Source organism: Kitasatospora sp. NPDC090308 (genome assembly GCF_044769485.1).
In the GTDB taxonomy this organism is placed as follows: Bacteria; Actinomycetota; Actinomycetes; order Streptomycetales; family Streptomycetaceae; genus Kitasatospora; species Kitasatospora fiedleri.
Map to the genome: position 1 here is coordinate 200064 of NZ_JBIVXY010000010.1, position 21968 is coordinate 222031.

At 76.2% G+C, this 21968-nt stretch carries 21 protein-coding genes and 1 pseudogene; 9 read left to right on the forward strand and 13 right to left on the reverse strand.

Translation table 11 applies throughout. The features are described 5' to 3' along the window. Window positions 1-59 precede the first annotated feature (59 nt). The 5 genes from pip to ACIQVD_RS23110 form a co-directional block, all read right to left on the reverse strand. Window positions 60-1046, reverse strand: a complete 987-nt coding sequence (gene pip / locus ACIQVD_RS23090) for a prolyl aminopeptidase (protein WP_402291464.1) — start codon at window positions 1044-1046, stop codon at window positions 60-62. 89 nt (window positions 1047-1135) lie between these two features. Continuing rightward, window positions 1136-3961 (reverse strand): discoidin domain-containing protein, encoded by a 2826-nt coding sequence (locus tag ACIQVD_RS23095; protein WP_402291466.1) that lies wholly within the window; start codon window positions 3959-3961, stop codon window positions 1136-1138. Window positions 3962-4275: 314 nt separating this feature from the next. Continuing rightward, window positions 4276-4557, reverse strand: coding sequence for a hypothetical protein (locus ACIQVD_RS23100; protein ID WP_100834806.1), 282 nt, complete (start codon window positions 4555-4557; stop codon window positions 4276-4278). A 139-nt stretch (window positions 4558-4696) separates the two neighbouring features. After that, window positions 4697-5077 (reverse strand): hypothetical protein, encoded by a 381-nt coding sequence (locus ACIQVD_RS23105; RefSeq protein WP_402291468.1) that lies wholly within the window; start codon window positions 5075-5077, stop codon window positions 4697-4699. Window positions 5078-5240: 163 nt separating this feature from the next. After that, window positions 5241-5543: a DUF3040 domain-containing protein gene (locus tag ACIQVD_RS23110; RefSeq protein WP_402291470.1), complete on the reverse strand. Its 303-nt coding sequence runs from the start codon at window positions 5541-5543 to the stop codon at window positions 5241-5243. Between the two features lie 365 nt (window positions 5544-5908). Here ACIQVD_RS23110 and ACIQVD_RS23115 point away from each other — a divergent pair, with 365 nt between their 5' ends. From ACIQVD_RS23115 to ACIQVD_RS23135, 5 genes and pseudogenes are all read left to right on the forward strand, one after another. Then, a complete protein-coding gene (locus ACIQVD_RS23115) occupies window positions 5909-6418 on the forward strand; it encodes an SRPBCC family protein (protein WP_400680327.1) in 510 nt (169 codons plus the stop codon). A gap of 181 nt (window positions 6419-6599) precedes the next feature. Further along, complete coding sequence (locus ACIQVD_RS23120) at window positions 6600-7931, forward strand: NAD(P)/FAD-dependent oxidoreductase (RefSeq protein ID WP_402291527.1); 1332 nt, start codon at window positions 6600-6602, stop codon at window positions 7929-7931. 53 nt (window positions 7932-7984) lie between these two features. Then, window positions 7985-8710: pseudogene (locus ACIQVD_RS23125) on the forward strand (DUF1365 domain-containing protein); the annotation flags it as partial. Window positions 8711-8925: 215 nt separating this feature from the next. Next, window positions 8926-10188, forward strand: a complete 1263-nt coding sequence (locus ACIQVD_RS23130; RefSeq protein ID WP_400680325.1) for a class I SAM-dependent methyltransferase — start codon at window positions 8926-8928, stop codon at window positions 10186-10188. Window positions 10189-10244: 56 nt separating this feature from the next. Continuing rightward, window positions 10245-11006, forward strand: coding sequence for a DUF1295 domain-containing protein (locus ACIQVD_RS23135; RefSeq protein WP_402291529.1), 762 nt, complete (start codon window positions 10245-10247; stop codon window positions 11004-11006). 45 nt (window positions 11007-11051) lie between these two features. Here ACIQVD_RS23135 and ACIQVD_RS23140 read toward each other — a convergent pair whose 3' ends face one another. The 4 genes from ACIQVD_RS23140 to ACIQVD_RS23155 form a co-directional block, all read right to left on the reverse strand. Further along, entirely contained in the window at window positions 11052-11495 is a 444-nt protein-coding gene (locus tag ACIQVD_RS23140) for a hypothetical protein (RefSeq protein ID WP_402291472.1), read from the reverse strand. Window positions 11496-11612: 117 nt separating this feature from the next. Beyond that, window positions 11613-12377: an anti-sigma factor domain-containing protein gene (locus ACIQVD_RS23145; protein WP_400680321.1), complete on the reverse strand. Its 765-nt coding sequence runs from the start codon at window positions 12375-12377 to the stop codon at window positions 11613-11615. Further along, the gene (sigK, locus tag ACIQVD_RS23150) at window positions 12374-12961 is read right to left on the reverse strand and encodes an ECF RNA polymerase sigma factor SigK (RefSeq protein WP_100834814.1); all 588 of its coding nucleotides are present in this window, start codon (window positions 12959-12961) and stop codon (window positions 12374-12376) included. Before sigK ends, ACIQVD_RS23145 begins: the two co-directional genes overlap by 4 nt. Window positions 12962-13149: 188 nt before the next feature. Further along, on the reverse strand, window positions 13150-13554 hold the full coding sequence (locus ACIQVD_RS23155; protein ID WP_400680318.1) for an SsgA family sporulation/cell division regulator: 405 nt from the start codon (window positions 13552-13554) through the stop codon (window positions 13150-13152). 399 nt (window positions 13555-13953) lie between these two features. On the opposite strand from ACIQVD_RS23155, the gene ACIQVD_RS23160 reads away from it, so the two are divergent. From ACIQVD_RS23160 to ACIQVD_RS23170, 3 genes are all read left to right on the forward strand, one after another. After that, complete coding sequence (locus tag ACIQVD_RS23160; protein ID WP_402291475.1) at window positions 13954-15123, forward strand: DNA alkylation repair protein; 1170 nt, start codon at window positions 13954-13956, stop codon at window positions 15121-15123. An 84-nt stretch (window positions 15124-15207) separates the two neighbouring features. Continuing rightward, window positions 15208-16293 carry an S-(hydroxymethyl)mycothiol dehydrogenase gene (locus tag ACIQVD_RS23165; protein ID WP_402291477.1) on the forward strand — a complete coding sequence of 362 codons (1086 nt, stop codon included), beginning with the start codon at window positions 15208-15210 and terminating at the stop codon, window positions 16291-16293. Next, window positions 16293-16922 (forward strand): MBL fold metallo-hydrolase, encoded by a 630-nt coding sequence (locus ACIQVD_RS23170; RefSeq protein WP_400680312.1) that lies wholly within the window; start codon window positions 16293-16295, stop codon window positions 16920-16922. Before ACIQVD_RS23165 ends, ACIQVD_RS23170 begins: the two co-directional genes overlap by 1 nt. A gap of 7 nt (window positions 16923-16929) precedes the next feature. Here the strand turns inward: ACIQVD_RS23170 and ACIQVD_RS23175 are convergent, their stop codons facing one another. Genes ACIQVD_RS23175 through ACIQVD_RS23185 form a run of 3 tightly spaced genes read right to left on the reverse strand, consistent with a single transcriptional unit; the run spans window position 16930 to window position 19065 of the window. Continuing rightward, the gene (locus tag ACIQVD_RS23175) at window positions 16930-17586 is read right to left on the reverse strand and encodes an AAA family ATPase (protein ID WP_402291479.1); all 657 of its coding nucleotides are present in this window, start codon (window positions 17584-17586) and stop codon (window positions 16930-16932) included. A gap of 52 nt (window positions 17587-17638) precedes the next feature. Beyond that, a complete protein-coding gene (locus ACIQVD_RS23180) occupies window positions 17639-17845 on the reverse strand; it encodes a ferredoxin (protein ID WP_100834821.1) in 207 nt (68 codons plus the stop codon). Window positions 17846-17874: 29 nt separating this feature from the next. Continuing rightward, complete coding sequence (locus ACIQVD_RS23185) at window positions 17875-19065, reverse strand: cytochrome P450 (RefSeq protein WP_400680306.1); 1191 nt, start codon at window positions 19063-19065, stop codon at window positions 17875-17877. Between the two features lie 565 nt (window positions 19066-19630). Between ACIQVD_RS23185 and ACIQVD_RS23190 the strand changes: the two genes are divergently transcribed. Continuing rightward, the gene (locus ACIQVD_RS23190; protein ID WP_400680303.1) at window positions 19631-20215 is read left to right on the forward strand and encodes a TMEM165/GDT1 family protein; all 585 of its coding nucleotides are present in this window, start codon (window positions 19631-19633) and stop codon (window positions 20213-20215) included. A 126-nt stretch (window positions 20216-20341) separates the two neighbouring features. On the opposite strand, the gene ACIQVD_RS23195 is transcribed toward ACIQVD_RS23190, so the two are convergent. Continuing rightward, a complete protein-coding gene (locus tag ACIQVD_RS23195; RefSeq protein ID WP_402291482.1) occupies window positions 20342-21943 on the reverse strand; it encodes a M4 family metallopeptidase in 1602 nt (533 codons plus the stop codon). Window positions 21944-21968 lie beyond the last annotated feature (25 nt).

Here is a 21968-nt window from a genome sequence, read left to right on the forward strand (position 1 = left end):
CGGACCGCCGGCCCCGGCCCGCCGGCCTCGACTCGGCGGCCCGGTTCAGCGGCCCCGGCTCAGCGGTCCTTGAACTCCTCCAGGGCCTCGAACACCGTCCGCCGCATCGCCTCGCCGCCGACGTGCCCGGAGTCGTCGAAGACGTGCAGCCGGGCGTCCGGCCACGCCTTCGCCAGCTCCCAGGCCGTCCGCACCGGGCAGCCCAGGTCGTACCTGCCGTGCACCAGCACGCCCGGGATGCCAGCCAACTTCCCGGCCTCGCGCAGCAGTTGGTCCTCCGCCAGCCAGGCGCCGTTGCTGAAGAAGTGCGCGCAGATCCGGACGAACGCGATCCGGTCGTCCGCCGCCCGGGCGCTGTACATGCCGGGGATGCCATGGGGCTCGTCCGAGATCACCGCGTCCTCCCAGGCCAGCCAGGCGTCGGCGGCGGCGGCCCGGACCGCCCGGTCGGGGTGCTCCGTCCGCCGCGCGTAGGCGGCCAGCAGGGCGTACACGTCGCCGTCCCAGGCGTGCTCGGGGGCGGCGGCCAGGAAGCGGTCCCACGCCTCGGGCTTGAAGGCGGACACCCCGTGGTAGAGCCAGTCGGTCTCGGCCCGGCGGGTGGTGGTCACCGCCTGGAGGACGATCTCGCTGACCCGCTCCGGGTGCTGCTGCGCGTACGCCAGGATCAGCGTCGAGCCCCAGGAGGCGCCGTCCAGCAGCCAGCGCTCGATGCCGAGGTGCGCGCGCAGCCGTTCCATGTCGTCGATCAGGTGCTGCGTGGTGTTCAGCGCCATGTCCGCCGCCGGGTCGCTCGCGTGCGGGGTGCTGCGCCCGCAGTTGCGCTGGTCGTAGCGGACCACCCGGTAGCGCGCCGGGTCCCACGCCCGGGTGGGCCGGTCCGGCGTGCCCGCGCCGGGCCCGCCGTGCACGTACAGGGCGGGCTTGCCGGCGGGGTTGCCGAGCTGCTCGTAGTAGATCCGGTTGCCGTCGCCGGTGTCGAGGAACCCGCGGTCGTAGGGGACGGTCGGCGGGTGGAGGAGGTCGTCCAGGGGGGTCGGAGGCATGACGGACGATCCTAACCGCCCTCCTCCGTGCGGCAACTGAATAACCGTCACCCCCGGCGGGCCGCCGGGGGTGACGGTCCGCGCCGCGCCTACTGCTGCCAGAGCTGGAGTTCGGAGAGCTGCCCGGCGGGCCAGCCGGTGTTGCCGGTGACCTGGACCCGGACGTAGCGGACCTGGGCGGCGGGGAAGGCCAGGGTGACGGTGTTGTCGGCCGCCGGGTCGAAGAGGTAGGCGGAGGAGGACTTCAGCGGGGTGAAGGCGGTGCCGTCGGTGGAGCCGAGCAGGGTGAGGGTCTGGGTGCGGGCGCCCCAGCCGGCGGGCAGCCGGAGCACCGCGCGGGAGACCTGCCGGGCGGTGCCGAGGTCGACCTGGGCCCACTGCGGGAGGGCGTTGTTGGCGCTCTCCCAGTAGCTGTTCCGGTTGCCGTCGGTGAGGTTGCCGGAGCCGTAGACGTCGGCGTGCGAGGACTCGGCGGTGGGCCGACCGGCCGCCAGGTCGGTGGCGGGCGGGGTGGAGGTGCCGGCGAAGCGCAGGTGGTTGAGGTTCCAGCCGCCGGTGTCCTGGACCAGGGTGAGCACCTGGCGTCCGGCGGGCAGGGTGAGGCGGGCGGTGGCGTCGCCCCAGGTCTGCCAGTCGCCGGTGGCGGGCAGGGTGACGGCGCCGGTCAGGTCGGCCCCGGTGCCGTTCGCCAGGTGCAGGGCGCCGGTGACGGCGGCGGGCGCGGCGTACCGCAGGGTGACGGTGTACGTCCCGGCGGTGGCGACGTCCACGGTGTAGCGCTGCCACTGGCCGCCCGAGGTCCAGCCGAGGCCGTAGCCGCCGCCGGTGTCGGTGACGACCTCCAGGTCGACGCCGTCGGCCCGGTAGCCGTTGGCGGTGCCGTTGACGGTGTTGACGAAGTAGCCGGTGCCGGGGCCGCCGGTGTCGTAGTCCTCGGCCTGCACGGTGCCGGGGATCGCGGCGGGCGAACCGCCGTACGGGGCTTCGGGGTTGCCGGTGCCGCTGCCCCAGCTGTTGCCGCTCGCGGTGACGGTGAAGGCCGGCGAGTTGTTGCGGTACGCGGTGGCTCCGGCGGCGCTCAGGCCGGTGACGGTGTTGTCGGTGAGGGTGGCCGAGCCGGTGGGCGCCGGGTAGAACGGCGGGGCGACCACGAAGCCGTTGCGGCCGGGCGCGGTGACGGTGTTGCCGCGCATCAGGGTGTTGGTGGACGCGGAGAGGCCGACGCCGTCGTACAGCGCGTTCAGCACGGTGTTGCCGGTGACGGTGACGTGGTCGACCACACCGGTGTTCTGGCCGTCGCCGCCGTTGCCGACGTGCAGCGCGGGCTGGCCCTGGCCGTAGCCGTTGCCGCCGGAGCGGACCACGGTGTTGGCGTTCAGGGTGGCGCCGAGCAGGTCGCTGCCGTTGACGCCGAAGCGGCCCGCGCCGAGGCCGATGTAGCGGGCGGTGTCGGAGACCAGGTTGTGCTCGATCAGGTGGCCGCTGCCGCCGTAGACGCCGATGCCCTTGCCGCCCCAGGGCGCGACGATGGTGTTGTGCGTCATGGTGATCCGGGCCATCGGCGTGTAGTACGTCCGGTTGCCGTTGCCGTCGGTGTTGTAGTTCACCGAGTTGACGGCCATGCCGTCGTCGCCGGTGCCCCGGACGAAGTTGTTGTCGGCGGTGATGTCGCTGCCCACCGAGTTGCCGAGCGAGACGTTGTTGACGTTGATGCCGTCGGCCCAGACCGCGGTGACCCGGGCGTTGCGGACGCTGCCGCCGGTGCCCGAGGCCCAGTAGCCGGACTCGACGTGCTGGCTCCAGATGCCGTCGGCGCTCCAGTTGGTGCCGGTGGTGTCCATCGCCCCGCCGCCGCCGTCGACCGTCTCCCGGCTGGTGGAGTTGGAGTCCAGGTGGAAGCCCTGGACGTGGGTGGAGGTGAGGTTGAACAGGGCGGCCAGCGGGGTGCGGTTGGGCAGCGGGATGTCGCGGTAGACCGTCGAGTACCACTGGCCGGCGCCGACGATGGTGATGTCCCGGGCGGTCAGGCCGGTGGTGCCGCGCAGGTAGAAGGTGCCGGGCGGGATCCACAGCGTGCGCTGTTGGGCCTGCGCCTGGTCGATGCAGGACTGGATCGCGGCCGTGGAGTCGACGGCGTCGGGCACGGCCGAGCCGTTGGTCGGGGCGGTGCTCGCGACGGCCCCGCAGTCGGTGATCGACAGCGACCCGGCGGGCCGGGCGGCGGGCGGCGGCGGGTTCTCCGCGTCCAGTACGTCGATGTCGTAGTACGCGGCGGTGTTGGCGGCGTCCTTGCGCAGTTCGACGGTGCTGCCGGGGGCGATCGGCGCGCCGGTGACGAAGGTGTGCGCCTCGTCGAAGAAGTCCCGCGGGTCGCCGTCGGCGGCGTTCTGGTTGCTGCCGTTGTAGTGGCCGTCGCCGCCCTCGTAGAACCAGCTCTGCCGGGAGTTCAGGTTCAGCGCCTGGCGGAACACCCCGTCCACGTACAGGTTCAGGGTCGCGGTGGTGCCGCCGCCGGTGGCGGAGTCCGGGATGCTCTCGCGCACGTTGATCGCGCTGACCGGCCCGCCGGTGCCGTTGGTCCAGCGCACGCCCTGCCCGGTGGCGGCCAGGTGGACGTACGCGTGCCCGGACGCCTCCAGCGCGGCGCTGGAGTACGGCGTGGTCGGCGCGGCGGTCAGCGCGACGACGGCCGCGCCGCCGGTGGGCGTGCCCGCCTCGGCCTCCCACGGGGCGAACGGGAGGGTGGCGCCGGCGGTTCCGGCGTCCGCGGCTCGGGCGCCCGCCGCGCCGCGGGTGTCCGCCGCGGTGGCGACGGTGGCGGCCGCGGGTGCGGCGAGCGCGGCGGCCAGCAGCGCGGTGGTGGCGAGCAGGGCGGTCCGGGCGCGCGGGCCGGCGCCGGGCAGAGGTCGTCTCATCGAGTCCCTTCCTGGGCGTGCGCGAGGCGCGCTCCGCGGAGGCGCGGGCGCGCTGAGCGAGGAGCGGGGAGCGGTGGAGCGCGGGCGGGGCAGCAGCGAACGTAACCTCGTTGACATGAATCCGCAATGCCTGCACCGGATCGCGCAAAATCCCAACTCCACTCGCGCACACCGCAGTCAGGGACTCGGGCGGGACGGAGGGCGGGCCCGTGGGGCCGCGACGGGACGGGGTCGACGGGTGTCGACGGGCCAGGGGCGGGGGCGGGGGCGGCGGCACCGTCCCGGTGGTCGGCCCGGACGGCCGCCGCCCGCCGCTACCCCAGGCCGAGGGCGGCGCGCAGCCGTCCCCGGGTGGCCGCGGCGGCCTCCCGGGTGACGGGGTCGTCGCTGCCGAGGGCGTCGCCCAGCAGCAGGTCGGCGGCGGCGACCACGGCGGCGGGGAGGACGATCTCGCGCAGGCCGAGCAGCTGGGCGGCGGCCTGGTGCCCGATCGTCGGGGGGCCGGAGGGCCGGTCGTGGGGTTCCGCCGGTTCGGGGACGCGCGGGGGCGTCGCCATGGGGTGCCCGCCCTGCGGGCGGCGCGGTTCGTTGATCACGGGCATGCTCCGTTCAACGGGCCACGGCCCACGACGGTTACGCGGTCCGCGACGTTCGAGTGGCCCGCCACCGCCCGGCCCGGCTCCGTCGCCTGCCGCCGTGGGCCGTTGTGGGCCGCCGTGGGCCGCTACCGCCCGGTCAGGAGGCGTGCCGGTCCGCGACGGCGGCGGGCCCGGACCCCGGCGCGGGCGCAGCCCTGGCCCCGGGCCCGGAGGCGGGCGCGGAGGCAGAGGCGGAGGCGGACGTGGACGTGCCGAGAGCGGGCCGTTCGGGGCGCGGGGCGAGCGTACGGACCCCCGCCGGCAGCGGGGCGGTGGCGGCGGCGGTGTGCGCGGCCCGGATCCACCGGGCCAGGGCGTGGGCGAACTCGGGGCCGATCGCGGCGGCGTGCTGCAACTGGTCCAGATCGCCCGGTCGGAGCGGGACACCGGCCTCCGAGAGGGCGGCCAGCAGGGGTTGCAGCAGCGTCCACTGGAGGCGGACGGCGGGCAGCGGGCTGGTATGCGCAGGCTCTGTCACGTCCGGTCCAACTACCCGTCCCCGACGGGGACACGGCCCGTTCCCCCGGTTCCACCCCAGGGTGCAACCCGGCTCCGGACCGCGTGCCGCACCCCGCCGGAAGGCCCGTCCGGTGGTACCGGCGGGGGGACCGAGAGGGGACCGACGGCGTCGGCGGGGGGGCTCAGTCGAGGCGCAGCCGTGCCAGTCGGCGCAGGGCGAGGGCGGCCAGCAGGGCGGTCGCGGCGGCGAGCAGGGCGGCGGCGAGGGGGTGGGGCCCGCCCGCGCCGGCCCACAGGGCGCCGACGGCGGTCGCGGTGGCGAGCAGGGCGACGGCCGCGACCAGCAGGACGGGGCGGTGGCCCAGGCGGGCGGCGGGGCCGGGCGGGCGGTCGAGCCGGCGGTCCAGACGGGGGTCGGTCCGGCGCAGGTGCTGTTCGATCTCCGCGAGCAGGAGGCGTTCCTGCGGGGTCAGTCGGGTGTCCATGGGTCTGCCGCCTCTCGGGGAGGGGGGTGCGGGTGTCGTCGGGCGGGCACGGCGGTGGCGGCCGGTGCGCCGCGCGGGTCGGATCGCCGTCCTCCTCTCGGTGCGGCGGGCCGCGACCATCGCGGGTACCCCTTTCCGGGAAAAAGTCCCGCCGCCGGGCGGTCGGTGCCCACCCGCAGCGCTGGTGCAGCGTTTCGGCCCGGGGCGTCCGGGGCGTCCGGAGCGTCCGGGGCTTCGGGGCGGCCGGGGTCTCCGGGGTCTCCGGGGTCTCCGGGGTCTCCGGGAGATCCGCACCCGGCGGCGCGCCGCTCCGCGCCCCCGCACCCATCCGGATCGGGCCCGGCTCCGAACCCCGTGGACACTCCATGGACGTCCCTGTCGACGTCCCGACGGCCGAGGAGGCAGCGATGATCGAGGTGGTGCGGGAGATCCCGGTCCGCCGTCCGGCGGGTGAGGTGCTGGACTACCTGGCGGATTTCGCGCACGCCGCCGAGTGGGACCCGGGCACCGAGCAGTGCGTCCGGATCGACGCGAGCGGGAGTGCGGGTACCGGCGGGAGCACGGGCGCGCCGGGGCCGGGGGCGCGGTGGCGGAACGTCTCGGTGTTCCGGGGGCGGCGCACCGAGCTGGTGTACGAGCTGGTGGACCGCGGGCCGGACCAGGTGCTGTTCGTGGGGCGCAACCGCACCGTCACGGCCTCGGACGAGATCACCGTCAGCCCGGGTCCGGGCGGGGCGGGGTCGGTGGTCCGGTACCGGGCGCGGCTGCGGTTCCACGGGCTGGCGCGGCTGGCGGAGCCGTTCCTGCGGCGGGACTTCGAGCGGCTGGCGGACGCGGCCCGGCAGCGGATGCCCGAGGTGCTGGACGGCGGCTGAGCGCCCGGCCGGGCCGATCCCCCGTTCGGAGCAATCCGCGGACCCGGTGCCTCCGAATGAGGGGCGCAAGGGCCGCCGCGGGCGGCCGGGACCAGTGGGGAGGATCGACGTGACGACACTCGGCACCGTTTCCGCCGGAGGGTTCGTCCCGCCGTCGCGCGAGGGGCGGCCCGTGCGGCGGGTGGCCGTGGTGGGTGCGGGGGTGGCGGGGCTGAGCGCGGCGTACGCGCTGGCGCGGGCCGGGGCGGCGGTCGAGCTGTTCGAGGCGGCGGACCGGCTCGGCGGGCACGCGCACACCCAGCGGATCACGGCGGCGGACGGCCGGGAGTTGGCGCTGGACACCGGCTTCCTGGTCCACAACACCCGGACGTACCCGGAACTGGTGGGCCTGTTCGACGAGTTGGGCGTACGGACGCAGGACAGCGACATGAGCATGTCGGTGCACTGCGAGGGCTGCGGCCTGGAGTACGCGGGGGCCCGCGGCCTCTCGGGGCTGCTGGCCACCCCGGGCAACCTGGTCCGGGGCCGGTACCTGCGGATGCTCGGCGAGGTGCCGCGCTTCCACCGCCTGGCCCGCCAGCTGCTGGCCGCGCCGGAGCCGGCCGACCCGGAGCCGGGCGCCGCCGCGGCCGGGGCGGACGCGGACGCGGCGGACGCGGCCGACCCGAGCCTGCGCGCGTTCCTGGCCCGGCACGGCTTCTCGCCGTACTTCACGCAGCACTTCATCACGCCGCTGGTCTCCGCGGTGTGGTCCTGCGCGCCCGACCTGGCCGGGGACTACCCGGCCCGCTACCTGTTCGCGTTCCTGGCCAACCACGGCCTGCTGAGCGTCACCGGCTCGCCGACCTGGCGCACCGTGGTCGGCGGCTCGGCCGCGTACGTGGAGCGGATCGCCGCGCACCTCACCGCGCACTCCGGCACCGTGCACCGCTCCGCGCCGGTGCGCGCGGTGCGGCGGCACCCGGACGGCGTCACGGTGGCCACCGAGGACGGGCGGTGGACCCGGGCGGACGCCGTGGTGGTGGCCGTCCACCCCGACCAGGCGCTGCGGCTGCTCGCCGACCCGACGCCCGCCGAGCGGGAGGTGCTGGGCGCGTTCGCGTACTCCCGCAACCCGACGGTGCTGCACCGGGACGCCTCGGTGCTGCCCCGGGCCGCCTGGGCGCGCGCCTCCTGGAACTACCGGATGCCGGACTGCGACGCGCCCTCCGACCGGGTCCGGGTCAGCTACCACCTGAACCGGCTGCTGCGGCTGGGCGGCGCGGAGGACTACCTGGTCACCCTGAACGAGGACGACCGGCAGCCGGTCCCCGAGCCGCTGGTGGTCTCCCGCACCGTGTACGAGCACCCCGTGTACACCGCCCGCACGGTCGCCGCCCAGCGCCGACTGCCCGAACTGGCCGGTCCCCGCACCACGTTCGCCGGGGCGTACCACGGCTGGGGGTTCCACGAGGACGGCTGCCGCTCCGGCCTGGCCGCCGCCCGCCACCTGCTCGCGACGGTCGCGCCGTGAGTGCCGTCCGCGCGGCGGGCGCGCCGGGCGCCGCGCCGCCCGTGCCGCGCGTGCTGCCCGGCCCGTGGGGCGCGGTGCTGTACGAGACCCGCACCACGCACGTCCGGGCCGAGCCGCGCCGGGTGTTCCGCCACCGCGGCTACCTGTGGCTGGTCGACCTCGACCACCTGCCCCGGCTGCCCCGGGCGCTGCGTCCGCTGGCCCGCTTCCTGCCCCGCGACCACGCCCTCGCCCCCGGCTCCGGCTCCGACCCCGCGAGCATCCGGGAGGACCTGGCCCGCGAGCTGGCCGCGCACGGCCTGCGCCCGGACCCGGCCGGGCGGGTGCTGATGCTGACCCAGGCCCGCTCGCTGGGGTACGTGTTCAACCCGCTGACGGTGTACTGGTGCCGGGACGCGGCGGGCGCGCCGCTGTGCACCGTCGCCGAGGTGCACAACACCTACGGCGAGCGGCACCGCTACCTGCTGTTCCCGGACGGGGCCGGGCACGCGCGGACGGCGAAGGAGTTCTACGTCTCGCCGTTCCTGCCGGTCGACGGCCACTACCGGATGCTGCTGCCGGAGCCGGACGCCCGGCTGCACCTGACCGTGCAACTGGAGCTGCCGGGCGGGCGGGCGTTCACCGCCACGGTGGCCGGCACCGGCCGCCCGGCGGGCCCGGCCGCGCTGCTGCGGGCGGTGCTGCGGCACCCGTTCGCGACCTTCGCCGTCAGTGTGCGGATCCGCTCCCAGGGCATCCGCCTGTGGCTGCGCGGCCTGCCCGTCCACCCGCGCCCGCGCCCGGGAGTCGAGCCCGAGGCCGCCGCCGGCCCGTGCCCCCGCCCGGAGGCCGACCCGGGAGCCGGGTCCACCGCCGGCCCGTGCCCCCACGGGCGGCCGGGACCCGGCCCCCGCACCGGCCCGGAGACCGTCGCCGCCCGTCCCCTCCCCCTTCCCCGCACCCGCCACCGTTCCCGTTCCCGTTCCCGTTCCCGTTCCGGAGAGGCACCCCGTCGATGACCACCACCGTCCCGTTCCCGACCGCCGTCGACCCGCTGCGCTGGCCGGACGTCGCCCGGGTGCCGCACGCCCCGCTGCGGGCCGCGGCGGCCGGGCGGCTGCTGCGCCGGGCGGCGGCCCACCGCGGCCTGCGGGTCGAACTCCCGGGCGGGCGCCCGCTGCTGGCCGGCCCGCCGCAGGCCCCGGTGCTGCGGCTGCACCGCCCGGAGGCGTTCCTGCACCGGGTCGGCGCGGGCGGCCTGATCGGCTTCGGCGAGTCCTACCAGGCGGGCGACTGGGACAGTCCGGACCTGGCCCGCCTGCTGACCGCGCTGGCCGCCCGCCCCGAGACCCTGGTGCCGCCCGGCACCGGGTGGCTGCGCCGGCTGTACGTGCGGCGGCCCCCGGCGGCGGAGCTGTCCACGGCCGCCAACGCCCGGCGCAACATCCACCGGCACTACGACCTGTCGAACGAGCTGTTCGGGCTGTTCCTCGACCCGACCATGTCGTACTCCTCGGCGGTGTTCTCCGCCCCCTCCCCCGCCACCCGCTGGGCGGACCTCGTCCCGGCCCAGCACCGCAAGATCGACCGGCTGCTCGACCTGGCCGCCGTCGGCCCCGGCACCCGGCTGCTGGAGATCGGCACCGGCTGGGGCGAACTCGCCCTGCGCGCCGCCGCCCGGGGCGCCCGGGTGGTCACCCTCACGCTCTCCGCCGAGCAGCTCGCGCTGGCCCGCCGCCGGATCGCCGACGCCGGGCAGTCCGAGCGGGTCGAGGTCCGGCTCTGCGACTACCGCGAGGCCCGGGGCGAGTTCGACGCGATCGTCAGCTGCGAGATGATCGAGGCCGTCGGACGCCCGTTCTGGCCCGCCTACTTCGGCGCGCTGGACCGGCTGCTCGCCCCCGGCGGCCGGGTCGCCCTACAGGCCATCACCATGCCGCACGCCCGGATGCTGGCCAGCAGCAGCACGTACACCTGGATCCTCAAGTACGTGTTCCCCGGCGGGCAGATCCCCTCGCTGCGGGCGATCGCGGACACCGCCGCCGCGCACACCCGGCTGCGGGTGGACAGCGCGGACGCGTACGGGCCGCACTACGCCGAGACGCTGCGGCTGTGGCGGGAGCGGTTCACCGCCCGGGCCGGGGAGGTCGCGGAGCTGGGCTTCGACGAGGTGTTCCGCCGGATGTGGGAGCTGTACCTGGCGTACTCGGAGGCCGGGTTCCGCACCGGCTACCTGAACGTCCACCAGGTGCTGCTGAGCCGGGACGGCCTGCGGTGAACGCCGCCGCGTTCGGCGTCGGCGCGGCCTGCACCGCCGGCGCGGCCCTGGCCGTGATGCTGCTCGCGTTCGCGGTCGGGGTCCGCACCGGCCGCCACCGGGGCGTCGACGTGGCCTGGGGCCTGGCGTTCACCGCCGTCGCGCTGACCGGCTACGGGCTGTCCGCCGGGTACGGCGACGGCGGGCGGCGGGCGCTGGCCACCGTCCTGGTGGCGGTCTGGGGCCTGCGGCTGACCGCCCACCTGTGGTGGCGGGCCCGCGGCCTGCCCGAGGACCCGCGCTACGCCCGGATGCTGTCCCGCGCCCCGGAGGGCCCGGCCCGCGCCCGGTACGCGCTGCGGACCGTCTACCTGCTCCAAGCCGTCCTGGTCTGGTTCGTCTCGCTGCCGGTGCTGGCCGCCCAGTACCTGCCCGACCGGCTCGGGCCGACCGCCTGGGCGGGCGCGGCCCTGTGGGCGGTCGGCCTGTTCTTCGAGGCGGTCGGCGACGCCCAGCTGGCCCGCTTCAAGGCCGACCCGGCCCACCGCGGCCGGGTGATGGACCGGGGCCTGTGGCGCTACACCCGGCACCCCAACTACTTCGGCGACGCCTGCGTCTGGTGGGGCCTGTTCCTGCTGGTCGCGCACGCCCCGATCGGGTGGGCCTTCGTCGCCAGCCCGCTGCTGATGACCTGGCTGCTGGCCTTCGGCAGCGGCAAGCCCATGCTGGAGAAGCACCTCTCCTCCGGCGAACGCCCCGGCTGGGCCGAGTACACCGCCCGCACCAGCTCCTTCTTCCCGCTCCCGCCGCGCCGCCGCTCCCCGCCGGCGGGCGGCTGAGGCCCGGGCGCTCCCCCGAGCGGCGGTCCGGAATCCGGCCGCCGCTCAGGCCCGGCCGTGCGGTTCGGCGGTGGCGTCCGGGTAGCCCGCCGCCTGCATCACCGCCTCGGCCACCAGCCGGGCCTGTTCGGGCGTCAGGCCCTCGATCGCGTGGCGCAGCGGGCCGGTCCGGACCCCGGCCAGGCCGGCGGCGACGGTGAGGACGGCCTTGGCGGGCTCGCCGAGGCCGTCCCGGGCGGAGGTCCGTCCGGCCTGCCGGGGCCGGCCGAGGCGGTCCATCGCGTGGCGGAAGTCCACGGCGGCGGACGGGCCGTCCGGGCCGTCGGCGGTCGGCACGAAGCCGTTGCGGACCAGCCAGTCGCGGACCTCCGCGACCTGGAAGGCCAGCCGGACGGCCGCCTGCACCGGCGGCTGCCCGGACGCGCCGCGCAGCGCCAGTGCGTACAGCCGGGCCCGGTCCTCGTCCCGGAACGGCACCTCGGTCGGCATCGCGCTCTCCCCTCCCCCGCGGGGGCCCGCCCCGTTCCCCCTGCGGAACCTACCCGCGGGAGCGCCCCGTTCCCCCTCGACCCGCCCGGCCGGAGCCGGGCGGGTGTCCGGCCCGGTTCAGCTGAACGGCAGCAGCAGGACCGGGGCGGCGGTCGGGTGCGGGGAGCCGCCGGCCGGTTCGAGGGTGACGCCGACGCCGGCCGCGCCGTTCAGGGCGCCGGTGAGCAGCAGGGTGCCGTCGCCGGTGGGGAGCAGGCCGGCCGGGCGCATGGTGCCGGCGTCGTCGTACCAGAGCTGGTAGGTGCGGCCGGGGCCCGGGTCGGGCAGGCCGGCGGCGAGGAAGCCGGCCCGGTCGCGGGCGGCCGACCAGACCACGGTGGCCGTGCCGCCGTCGGTGGCGGTGGTCGCGGTGCGGGCGTCCGGTGCGGTGAGCAGCGCGGTGACGGACTCCTGCTGCCGGGTGAGCGCAGCAACCCGGTCGCGGGCCCGTTCGGCCTCGCGGTGCTGCTGGACGGCGAGGCCGCCCGCGCCGACGGCCAGGGCGAGGCAGGCGGCGAGCGCCAGCTTCGGGGCGCGGCGGGCGAACCGGGCCCGCGGCGGGGCCGGGCGGGCGACCCGCGGCGCCTCCTGCCGGACGCCCGGCAGCGCGGCCATGACCCGGGACTTCAGCTCCGGGGGCGGGGCCGCGGCCTCGGCCGCCCCGAGCCGGGCCAGGGTGGCGGCGAACTCGGCCGTCTCCTGGGCGCACGACGGGCAGTGGTCGAGGTGGCGCTCGAAGGCATCGTTCTCCTCGGGACTCAGCGCGTGCGCGGCGTACGCGCCGGTCAGGGTGTGCGGGTCGGGGGCGTGCCGGTCGCGGGTGCGCGGGTCGGTGGTGTTCACGCGCCCACCCCCAGGCAGTCGCGCATCCGGATCAGGGCGTCGCGCATCCGGGTCTTGACGGTGCCGAGCGGTGCGCCGAGCACCTGGGCGACCTCGGGGTAGCTGTAGCCGCGGTAGTAGGCCAGGGTGAGCGACTCGCGCTGGAGTTCGGTCAGGGTGCGCAGGCAGCGCCGCACCTGTTCGCGCTCCAGCCGTCCCTCGACCTGTTCGGCGACCTCGTCGTAGGGCGAGCCGCCGTGCGAGGCCGCCGCGGCCTTCCGGTCGCGGTCGGCGGCGGCCTGCGCGGAGCGGACCCGGTCGACGGCCCGCCGGTGCGCGATGGTCAGCACCCAGGGCAGCACCTCGCCGCGGTCGGCCTGGTAGCGGGCGGCGGTGCGCCACACCTCCAGCAGCACCTCCTGGGCGACCTCCTCGGACTGCGCGACGTCCCGCACCACCCGCCGCACCAGCCCGAACACCGGGCCGGAGACGGCGTCGTAGAGCGCGGCGAACGCCTCCTGGTCGCCCCGCACCACCCGGGCCAGCAACTCCCGCAGTTCCGGTCCCGGCCGCCGTGGCGGGGCCAGTGACACGACGTGGCTCACCCGTCCACCCCGCCCACGACGTTCCTGCGCTGCACCACCGGCACGGGGGCCTCCCTACGGCGGCCGGAACCCCCGACCGCGACGACTCGACAACACGACTCACCCGCTCTTCGTCACGGCCCGCCGTCCGGATTGCCGCCGGACCCGGGCAGTTGTGCGGGTCCCGTCGCCGAGGCCCCCGGCCCGCCCTACTCGGCCCGCAGCCGGGCGATCAGGCCGTCGACGTCGAGGTGCTCGTGCTCGTGGCCGGTCGGGACCAGCGCGTAGCACTCCAGCAGGAAGCCGGTGACGACCTCCGCCGGGATGTTGACCACCGCCGCCCCCGTGCCGCCGTGCAGCGTGATCAGCACCTCGCCGTCGGCGCCGGGCCGGACGGTGACGTCGCCGTGCCCGGCGGGCGCGAGACGGCCCTCGTTGAGCAGGTCGCGCCCGAACACCCATTCCACCGCGTCGATCCGCCCGACCGGCGGGAACACCAGCCGGACCGCGTACGGAACTGAGGAGTCGAAGTGCAGCCCGGCCTCCACCGCCAGGTCCGGGTGCGGGCTGTGCGGAAGCGTGACGGCGGTGGACCAGCAGGTGGCGACGGCCATGCGGTGCGGCCTTCCTTCCAGATGGCGACGGCGAACGGTGCCGAAAGCTGACGGCATGGCCCCGACTACCCGCCCGACCCGGAGATGCGCGGATCCACGCAGAACCTTCACCGATGCCCTCCGGTCACCACACGAACGGCCGAATCCGCGGTGACAGTGGGCCGTGCTGGAGTGGTGGGAGCACCCGGCCGTCCGGACCGGGACGACGGAGACGGGGTGGACGTGGACCGGGTGCGGTGGCGGGAGTTCCTCTAGCGGTGGAGCACCGGGTAGCGGTGGAGCACCGGGCGGGCCGGCGGCGCGCGGCGTGCTGTCGGTGGTGGGCGCTAGTTTCGGGCGACAGCCCGGGTCCGTCTGTCGGGTGGGCGGGCCCGTGGTCCCCCGAGCTCTGGAGCAGGTGTGCCGACCGCCGATGAACTGATCAGTGCCGAGACCGTCCGCGAGTTGGCGGGTGTCCTGGAGGCCGCGGCCCCGTGTGCGTCCGGGTGGCGGGGGGTGGCGGGCTGTGCGGCGGGGTTGGGCGGGCTGGGGCTGAGTGACCGGGCGCGGCTGGTGGGGGGTGCGGTGGTCGCGGAGGCGGGGGGCGGGTACCGGGAGGTGGCGGGGGCGGTGCGGGCCGCGCTGGGGCGGCCGGAGTTGACGGGGTGGATGGTGTGGCCGGTGTCGGAGGCGGTGGCCGCCGCCGCGACGGCCTCCGGCGAGCCGGGTGACTTCGCCGACGGCCTGGAGCTGCTGGCGGCGCTGACGCCCCGGTTGACCTCGGAGTTCGCGCTGCGCGCCTTCCTGAACGCCGACCTGCCGCGCACCCTGGCCGCCGCGCTGGCCTGGACGTCCTCGCCGGACCCGGCGGTGCGCCGGCTGGCCGGCGAGGGGACCAGGGCGCGGCTGCCGTGGGCCCGGCGGGTCCCGGCGCTGACGGCCGATCCGGGGGTGACCGTCCCGGTCCTGGACGCGCTCTACCGGGACGCGGACCCGAGCGTGCGCCGTTCGGTGGCCAACCACCTCAACGACCTGTCCCGGCTCGACCCGGCGCTGGCCGCCGCGACGGCGGCCCGCTGGGCGGCGGCGCCCGCGCCGAGCACGCCGGGCGTGGTGCGGCACGCGATGCGCACGCTGGTGAAGGAGGGCGATCCGGCGGCGCTGGCGCTGGTGGGCTTCCACGGCGGGCGGGCGGACGTCGAGGTGGTCGGCCCGGTCCTGGAGCGGGACGAGGTGCCGGTGGGCGGCGCGCTGGCGTTCACGGCGCGGGTCACCAACGTCTCGGACGCGCCGGTCTCGCTGGTGATCGACTACGTGGTGCACCACCGGAAGGCGAACGGCCGCACCACCCCGAAGGTGTTCAAGCTGGCCCGCCGCACCCTGGCGCCGGGGGCGGGCGCCGAGCTGTCCCGGGTCCACTCCTTCCGCCCGATCAGCACCCGGGTCTACCACCCGGGCGGGCACGCCGTGCAGTTGCAGGTGAACGGGCACCGTTTCGACCCGGCGCCGTTCACCCTGCTCCCGGCCGGGGAGCGCTCCCCGCGCGCGCCGGAGGGCCGAACGGGCGACTTCCCGTCCGGAACCGCGTAAGTTCGCTGCTGGGCGACGGCGCCCGCGCCGAACGAACCGGGTGCCGTCGCGGACCGAGTGCCGAGCAGAGGACGGGTACGGAAGATGGCTCAGGTTGTCCGGGGTGTGATCGCGCGTGCGAAGGGGGCGCCGGTGGAGGTGGTGCCCGTCGTGGTGCCGGATCCGGGGCCGGGTGAGGCGGTGGTGCGGGTGCAGGCGTGCGGGGTGTGCCACACCGACCTGCACTACCGGGAGGGCGGGATCAACGACGAGTTCCCGTTCCTGCTGGGGCACGAGGCGGCGGGCGTGGTGGAGTCGGTCGGCGCGGGCGTGACGGAGGTCGCCCCGGGCGACTTCGTGATCCTCAACTGGCGTGCGGTGTGCGGCCGTTGCCGGGCCTGCAAGCGCGGTCGGCCGTGGTACTGCTTCGCCACCCACAACGCGCGGCAGAAGATGACGCTGGAGGACGGCACCGAGCTGTCCCCGGCGCTGGGCATCGGCGCGTTCGCGGAGAAGACGCTGGTCGCCGCCGGGCAGTGCACCAAGGTCGACCCGGCGGCGTCCCCGGCGACGGCCGGTCTGCTGGGCTGCGGGGTGATGGCGGGCCTGGGCGCGGCGATCAACACCGGGCAGGTGGGCCGGGGCGACAGCGTCGCGGTGATCGGCTGCGGCGGCGTGGGCAACGCGGCGGTGGTCGGCTCCCGGCTGGCCGGCGCGGGCACGATCATCGCGGTGGACGTGGACGACCGCAAGCTCGCCACCGCGCAGCGCCTGGGCGCGACCCACACCGTCAACTCCCGCGCGGTGGACCCGGTGGAGGCGATCCGCAGGCTGACCGGCGGCAACGGCGCGGACGTGGTGATCGAGGCGGTCGGCCGCCCGGAGACGTACCGGCAGGCGTTCTACGCCCGCGACCTGGCGGGCACGGTGGTGCTGGTGGGCGTGCCGACGCCGGAGATGAAGCTCGAACTGCCGCTGCTGGACGTGTTCGGGCGCGGGGGCGCGCTCAAGTCGTCCTGGTACGGGGACTGCCTGCCGGAGCGGGACTTCCCGATGCTGATCGACCTGTACCTGCAGGGCCGCCTCGACCTGGACGCGTTCGTCAGCGAGACCGTCCCGCTGGACGGCGTGGAGGAGGCGTTCGCCCGGATGCAGCGCGGCGAGGTGCTGCGCTCGGTGGTGGTGTTCTGATGGCGGCCCGGATCGAACGGCTGGTCACCTCGGGCGAGTTCAGCCTGGACGGCGGCACCTGGCAGGTCGACAACAACGTCTGGATCGTCGGGGACGACACCGAGGCGGTGGTGATCGACGCGGCGCACGACGCGAAGGCGATCGCGGCGGCGCTGGGCGGCCGGCGGCTGCTGGCGGTGGTCTCCACCCACGCCCACAACGACCACGTGGACGCGGCGCCGGAGCTGTCGGAGCTGACCGGCGCGCCGGTGCTGCTGCACCCGGCGGACGAGGTGCTGTGGCGGCAGACCCACCCGGACCGCGCGCCGGACGCCCCGCTCGCCGACGGGCAGCGGCTGGCCGTCGCGGGCACCGTGCTGACCGTCCTGCACACCCCGGGCCACAGCCCGGGCGCGGTCAGCCTGTACGCCCCGGAGCTGGGCACCGTCTTCACCGGCGACACCCTGTTCGCGGGCGGCCCGGGCGCCACCGGCCGGTCCTTCTCGGACTTCCCGACCATCATCGCCTCGATCCGCGAGCGGCTGCTGACCCTGCCGCCGGAGACGGTGGTGCACACCGGCCACGGCGATTCGACCACCGTCGGCGCGGAGGCCCCGCAGGTGGAGGAGTGGATCGCCCGGGGTCACTGACCGGGCGTCAGCTCCCGGAGCCCACGGAGCCCACGGGGTCCACGGACCCCCCTGGGCCCCGGGAGTCCCCGAACCGGACGCCGGCCAGCCGTTCGCGCGCGGGCGCGTCGGCCAGCAGCACCGACCGGGCGCCGGGGAACGCCGCCAGCCCGCGCCGTTCGAGCCGGTCCAGCAGCCGGGCGGTGCGCCGCACGTGCAGCCGGAAGGTGCGCGGCGCGGCGGTGCGGGCCCGGGCGTGCTGCCCGGCCAGGGCCTCGGCGGGGCGGACGGCGAGCAGCACCACGTGCAGCTCGCGCCCGTACCGCCGGGCCCAGTGGGCGAGCGCCCGGCGCATCCACCAGCGGCTGGCGCAGTCGTGCACCAGCAGCGGGCCGGGGCGGCGGAACGCGGCCCGGGTGCGCAGCAGGTGCAGCAGGCGCACGGCGGGGCGGTAGACGGGGTAGGGCAGGGCGGCGGGCATCCGGGCCCGGCAGGCGAGCCGGGTGGTGCGCGGGTCGATCAGCCCGGCGGGGGCGTCCCAGCGCCGCAGCAGGGTGCTCTTGCCGCTGCCGGGGACGCCGCCGACCACCACGACCGCGTCCGGCCCGTAGTGCAGCGCCAGCGGCGGGCCGGAGCGGCCGCGCAGGTCGGCGACCCCGCGCGGGGCGTACCCGGTGACCTGCACGTGCTCGCTCCTCCCCCGCGGCGCGCTCCTCCCCCGCGGTCCGCCGGGCAGCCTACCGGGGCGCCCCCTCCTCCAGCCGGATCGCCCCCGCCGGGCAGGCGGCGACGGCGTCGGCGACCTCCCGGACGAGCTCGGCGGGCGGCCGGGCGTCGAGCAGCACGACGGTGCCGTCCTCGTCGCTCTGGTCGAACACCTCGGGGGCGGCGAGGACGCACTGCCCGGCGCCGCAGCACCTGTCCCGGTCGACGTGGACGATCATGGTGGTTCCTCTCGCTTCGGTTCCGGGGTTCACCAGGCGACGGGCAGCGACTCGACGCCGTAGACGGTCATCTCGTGCCGGAAGCGGATCTCCTCGAAGGGCACGGCCAGCCGCAGGTCGGGCAGCCGGCGCAGCAGGGTGTCGAGGGCGATCTCCAGCTCCAGCCGGGCCAGCGGCTGGCCGAGGCACTGGTGGACGCCGAAGCCGAAGGCGAGGTGGCGGCGGGTGTCGCGGGTCAGGTCGAGCGCGTCGCCGTCGGGGTAGCGCTCGTGGTCGCGGTTGGCGGTGTTGAGCTGGCAGATGACGCCCTCGCCGGCCCGGATCAGCACGCCGCCGATCTCGGCGTCCTCGATCGCGACCCGGGTGACGCCGGTCTGCACGATGCTGAGCCAGCGCAGCAGTTCCTCGACGGCGGCGGGCGTGGCCTCGGGGTGGGCGCGCAGGTGGGCGAGCTGGTCGGGGTGGCGCAGCAGGGCGAGGACGGAGAGCGCGGTCATGTTGGCGGTGGTCTCGTGGCCGGCGATCAGCAGCAGGCGGCCCATGGCGCCGATGTCCTGGGTGGAGAGTTCGCCGCGGGCGACCAGGCGGCTGAGGATGCCGTCGTCGGGGTGGGCGCGCTTGCTGTCGGTGAGGGCGTCGAGGTAGTCGACCAGGCTCTGCTGGGCGGCGGTGGCCTGTTCGGTGCTGGTGCTGCGGTCCAGCAGGGTGCGGCTGCAGTGCTGGAAGAACTCGTGGTCCTCGTAGGGGACGCCGAGCAGCAGGCAGATCACCAGGGAGGGCAGCGGGAGGGCGAACTCGGCGACCAGGTCGGCGGCGGTGCGGCCGGTGGTCATCCGGTCGAACAGGTCGTCGGCGACCTGCTGGATGGCGGGGCGCAGCGCGGCGGTCTTGCGGAGGGTGAAGTCGCCGGTGAGCATCCGGCGCAGGTGGCCGTGCTCGGGGTCGTCCATCCGGATGAACGAGGTGTTGCCGGTGCCGAGTTGGCGGGCGGCGGCGCTGAGGAAGGGGAAGCCGGGGCGGGTGGCGTCGGCGCTGAAGCGGGGGTCGGCGAGGACGGTGCGGGCGTCCTGGTGGCGGGTGATCAGCCAGCAGGGGGTGTCGTCCCAGAGGGCGACCCGGGTGACGGGTTCGTCCTCCCGGGCCTGCTGGTAGACGGGCGGCGGCGCGAACGGGCAGGCGCCGCGCGGGGCGGGGTGGGAGGTGGTGGCGGCAGTGGCCATGCTGGGGTCCCTTCCCGGGGCCGGGGGCTGCCGTCCGGGCCCGGTGGGGGCGGGGCGCGGCAGGGCGGCCCGGCAATTGAGTGCCTAGGGCAACTAACTCACGGTCACGCTAACTCGCGTTCCGTGGCCACGGGAAGGACACCCGGCCGCCGGGGCGGATTCTGTCCGGATTCCGGCGTGTCCGAACCGCCGCCGCGGGCGGCCGCCCCCGCACCCACCAGGCGTGTCCATGCCGGACGGGGTGGGCGGGCGGCCGGGCGCGCGGTCGAGAACGGGCCACCGCCCGTCCGGGGGCGGTTTCCCCCCGGCCCCGTTGATCGCCTACACTCGGAGCAGCGAAGGGGAGTAGTCCCGAAACACCACCGGTCGACACACTGGACGGCGTGCCGTCCCGGCCCGTGGGTCGCGGCGCGCAAGCCGCCGCGACGGACGAGACCTTCGGCCCGTGCATGACCCTGCCGCGCCACCGCGCGGGAGGTCTCGTCGTGCCGGGCCGAGAGGTTCGCCCGTCGCCCGCCCGGTGCCGTTCGAGCCCGCGGCCCGGCCCCTTGCAGAAAGCACCGCGATGTCCTTCGACCCCCTGGCGATGCTCACCGCCTTCGGGCTGATCTTCCTGGCCGAACTTCCCGACAAGACGATGTTCGCCTCGCTGGCCATGGGCACCCGCATGCGCCCGCTCTACGTCTGGTTCGGCACCTCGGCGGCGTTCATCGTGCACGTGGCGATCGCCGTCGGCGCGGGCAGCCTGCTGGGTCTGCTGCCGGGCCTGGCCGTCAAACTGGTCTCCGCCGCGCTGTTCGCCTTCGGCGCGATCGTGCTGCTGCGCTCGGGCGGCGACGAGGACGGCGAGGAGGGCGGCCCGAAGACGGTCACCGGCTTCTGGCCGGTCTGGGCGACGGCGTTCACCACGGTGTTCATCGGCGAGTGGGGCGACCTGACCCAGATCACCACCGCCAACCTCGCCGCCACCAACGGCTGGCTGCCCACCGCGATCGGCTCCGCCGCCGCCCTGATGTCGGTCTCCGCCCTGGCCCTGCTGGTCGGCCGGGTCATCGCCAAGCGCGTCCCGCTGCGCACCATCCAGCGCGTCGGCGGCCTGTGCATGGCGGTCCTGGCCGTCTGGACCCTGATCGAGGCGTTCACCGGCTGACGGCCGCCTCCCCCGACGGCCCGGCCGCCCCGCCTCCACCCCGGCGGGACGGCCGGGCCGTCGTCGTCCTCCCGCGCAGTCCTCCCGCGCAGTCCTCCCGCGCCGCCCGCCGGGTCCGGCGGCGGGTCAGGAGACGGACACCGCGCTCCAGGCGGCGCCCACCGCCGCGTACTCGGCCGAGCCCGCGCCGTACAGGTCGCGGGCGGCGTTCAGCGAGGCGGTGCGGGCGCCCTTGTAGTCGGTGGTGGAGGTCATGTAGACGGTCAGCGCCCGGTACCAGATCGCGGCGGCCTTCCGGTTGCCGATGCCGGTGACGGTGGAGCCGTCGCAGGTTGGGCTGTTGTAGGCGACGCCGTTGACGGTCTTGGCGCCGCTGCCCTCGCTGACCAGGTAGAACCAGTGGTTGCCGACGCCGGAGGAGTAGTGGACGTCCAGCCGGGCGACCTTGCTGCTCCAGCAGTCCGCCGAGCCGCCGTCCAGCGAGGGCTTGTCGAAGCGGCGCAGCCAGGGCGGGGTGGACTGGTCGCTGAACAGGTAGTCGCCCCTGTCCACCGGGTTGTCGGCGTACCACTCGACCATGGTGCCGAAGATGTCGCTGGTGGACTCGTTCAGGCCGCCGGACTCGCCGCTGTAGCGCAGGTTGGCGGTGGCGCTGGTGACGCCGTGGGTCATCTCGTGGCCCATGGTGTCGAGGTCGACCTGCTCGGGGTCGGTGCTGCCGTCGCCGTCGCCGGTCATCATGCAGAAGCAGGCGTCCGACCACTGGGCATTGTCCCAGCGGGTGCCGACGTGGACGAAGACGGTGGCGCCCTTGCCGTCGTTCTTGATGCCGCTGCGGCCGAAGGTGTTCTTGTAGTAGTCGTACGTCCAGGCGGTGTTGGCGTGGGCGTCGACGGCGGCGGTGGCCCGGTCGGTGGAGAACTTCCGGCCGTCGCCCCACACGTTGTCCGTGTCGGCGTAGAGCGTCCCGGAGGTGGCCTTGACGCTGCTCGCGGAGAGGTTGTGGGCGTCCCTGGTGGTGTGGCCGCGGACGGGGTCGATCAGCGCGTAGCCGCCGCCGGCCTGCTGGGTGGTGCCGAGGGGGACGTCGCCGGTGTACTCGGAGTGGCCGGTGCCGGTCGCGGAGTGCTCGGCGTCGTAGCTGTCGATGGCGGCGCCGGTGGTGGCGTCGGTGACCACCACCCGGCCGGCGGGCTGGCCCTGCTTGCCGGCGCCGGTGACGGTGGTGCGCCAGGCCAGGCGGGCGGGGCCGTCGGCGGCCCAGACCACGAGTTCGGGGCTGGCGGCGGCGCCGGATATGCCCTGGACGTGGCCGAGCGCCTCGGTGGCGCTGCGCTGCGCGGGGACCGCCGGGCTGGTCGAGGGCACCGCCGGGTCGTGGCCCGCGGCCCGGGAGGAGTCGGTGAGCCGCCCGCGCGCGTCCTGGTGCACCACCAGGTCGCCGCCGACCACCGGCAGTCCGCGGTAGCTGCGGTCGAAGCGGACGTGCTGACCGCCGTCCGGGTCGAGCACCACGTCCTTGAGGACGAGGTCCTGCCCGGGGCCGTAGCCGAACAGCGCGGGGTGGTGGGCGACGTTCGCCCGGGCCCGGGCGACGGCCGCGTCCCGGCCGGACGGGCCGCCGGCGGCGTCGGCGGTGCCCGCGGTGACGGCGGTGAGCAGGAGGGCGGCGGTGGCGGCGAGGGCGGCCGCGCCGAGGGCGTGGCGGTGCGCGGAGGAGGGGCTCACGCGGGGCTCCAGTCGGGGTAGCTGG